General features: G+C 59.0%; 3 protein-coding genes. 2 read left to right on the forward strand and 1 reads right to left on the reverse strand.

Going from position 1 to position 2,405, the window contains the following annotated elements; genetic code table 11:
• Positions 1–229: 229 nt before the first annotated feature.
• Positions 230–994 (forward strand): tyrosine-type recombinase/integrase, encoded by a 765-nt coding sequence (locus I0P70_RS21165; RefSeq protein ID WP_370583278.1) that lies wholly within the window; start codon positions 230–232, stop codon positions 992–994.
• Positions 988–2,127: an IS91 family transposase gene (locus I0P70_RS21170; protein WP_370583279.1), complete on the forward strand. Its 1,140-nt coding sequence runs from the start codon at positions 988–990 to the stop codon at positions 2,125–2,127. The genes I0P70_RS21165 and I0P70_RS21170 overlap by 7 nt, the downstream gene beginning before the upstream one ends.
• A gap of 40 nt (positions 2,128–2,167) precedes the next feature.
• Here the strand turns inward: I0P70_RS21170 and I0P70_RS21440 are convergent.
• Positions 2,168–2,405 (reverse strand): hypothetical protein (locus I0P70_RS21440; RefSeq protein WP_230392344.1); only part of this gene is annotated, 238 nt, incomplete at its 5' end.

Genomic DNA, 2,405 nt, shown 5'->3' on the forward strand with positions numbered 1-2,405 from the left:
GTTGCACTAAACCTTCGGTAAAGGGTTTTAAAAAGCAGTGGATAAGCGTTACCTTTTGATTCAAATCTAACTCTTACATAAAGATGAAAAAAAAGAGCCTACCCTTATCCAAACTGCCTGTACTAATGTAGCAGGATTCAGCGAGCTTTACGAGAAGTTCTCTAAAAAAATCACCGTCGCCGGACGCGGCCAGAGCACGCTTAAAAACTACAGCCACCACCTGGCCAAGGTGGCCCTGCACTTTAACTGCCTGCCCACCGAGCTGGACCCCGATCAGCTCAACGACTACCTCTACCTGGTAAAGCAGCAGCACAACACCCCCTCCAACTCCTACTTCAAGTTCACTGTCTATTCCCTGCGCTACGTCTTTCGCATGGAAGGCCTCAAAGACAAGCGCATCGAACTTCCTGCCCTCCGGCGCGATGGAAAGTTGCCTGTCGTGCTCAGCAAGCCCGAGGTCAAAAGACTGCTCTCTGCGCCCAAGCTACTCAAGCACCGCGTACTCATCGCCACCCTCTACGGTTGTGGGCTGCGCTGCAGTGAGGCCTGCAACCTAAAGCTAAAGGACCTGGACTTTGACCGCCGGATGCTGCACGTGCGCCAGGGAAAAGGCGGCAAGGACCGCTACGTGCCCCTGAGCGGGCACCTGATCCGTGGGCTTGAAAAGTATATCCAGTCAGAGTGCCCGCAACAGTGGCTCTTCAACGGCCAGGTGCAGGATAGTGAAGAGGGGCTACTGGACAGGCGCTACAACACGGCCGGCGTGCAGTGGGTGGTGCGCTCTGCCCGCCAGGCAGCCGGCATCCTAAAACAGGTCACGCCCCACACGCTGCGCCACACCTTCGCCACCCACCTGCTGGAGGACGGCCTGGACATTGTCTCCATCAAGGACCTGTTGGGCCACGCCTGCATCGACACCACCATGGTCTACCTGCACGTGGCCCAGAACGGGCGGAAAAAGCCCTTCTCTCCCCTGGACACGCTCTACTGCTAGTGCGCGCCAGACACGAGGTGGCAGATGTCTTGCGTCTGCACTGGCCCACGGTCGAGCAGCATACCGGCATCAATTCCTGGCAATTGCGTACCCTGGCGGCCCTGATGCGCTGCCGCACCCGGGCCATGGGCGGGCACCTGGACGCCTGTTCGGACTGCGGCCAGGTGCGCGTCAGCTACAACTCCTGCCGCAACCGCCACTGCCCCAAATGCCAGGGCCGAAAGCGCGAGCAGTGGATCCAGGCCCGCCAGCAGGAGCTCTTGCCCGTGCCCTACTTCCACGTGGTCTTCACCCTGCCCGATACCCTGAACCAACTGGCCCTCCATCAGCCCAGGCTTGTCTACGACACCCTCTTTGAAGCCGCCTGGCAGACGCTGCTCACCTTCGCCACGGACACAAAGCACCTAGGCGCCCGCCCCGGCATGGTGGCCGTGCTCCACACCTGGGGCCAGACCCTCTCGCTGCACCCCCACCTGCATTGCATCGTGCCCGGCGGCGGGCTCACCGAGCATGGCAGGTGGAAGGGAGCCCGCGGCAGGGGAAAGTACCTCTTCCCGGTGAAGGCCATGAGCCTGGTCTACAGGGCCAAGTATGTGCAGCTGCTGAGGGAAAAGCTGCCAACAGTAGAGAAAGAGCTACTAAAGGCCCTGTTCGGCAAAAAGTGGGTGGTGTATGCCAAACGTCCTTTCTCGGGGCCTGAGCATGTGGTCGAGTACCTGGGCCGCTATACCCATAAGATCGCTATCTCCAACCACCGGATAAAGGAGGTAGATGAGCATACGGTGAGCTTCTCCTACAGGGACTACCGGCAAGGGGCCAAAAAGCTGGAGATGAAACTGGAAGGCATGGAGTTCATCCGTCGCTTCGCCCTGCACATCCTGCCCCGGGGCTTTGTCCGCATACGCCACTACGGCATGCTGAGCGGCACCAGCAAGGGCTATAGCATTCCCGTGATCCGGGAGCAGCTGCCCGGGGAGAAAAGGCGGAAAGTAGAAGTGCGCCAGCTTGAGGAGTACAACCCGCTCCTGTGTCCCTGCTGCAAAAAGGAGACGATGGTCACCCTGCAGGTGCTGGCCAAACGGGGGCCGCCACAAGGCCTGAGGACGCAGCGCCGCTACCGGGAGTTCGAGTAGGGATATAAAAAAAGCCACCTGAAAAGGTGGCCTGGCGCAGCTATGCCCATGCGGCAGAAAATGCACTGAAAAGAGCGGGAATCCTCTCCCGGAAACAGCAGAAAGTATCTTTCTTTACCCCTCCAGGCTCACCTCCAATGGGCCAGCCAGCTACCTGAAAGCCTTGGACAGGTAGCGCAGAGCTAACTTCTTCCAACTTAAAACCCATAACGCGTCGCACGGTCAGTGCAACCACGGCTTCATTGTGGGCACTTCGTACCCAACGAAGCCTTAGTTGT

This window comes from Pontibacter sp. FD36 (assembly GCF_015686655.1).
In the GTDB taxonomy this organism is placed as follows: Bacteria; Bacteroidota; Bacteroidia; order Cytophagales; family Hymenobacteraceae; genus Pontibacter.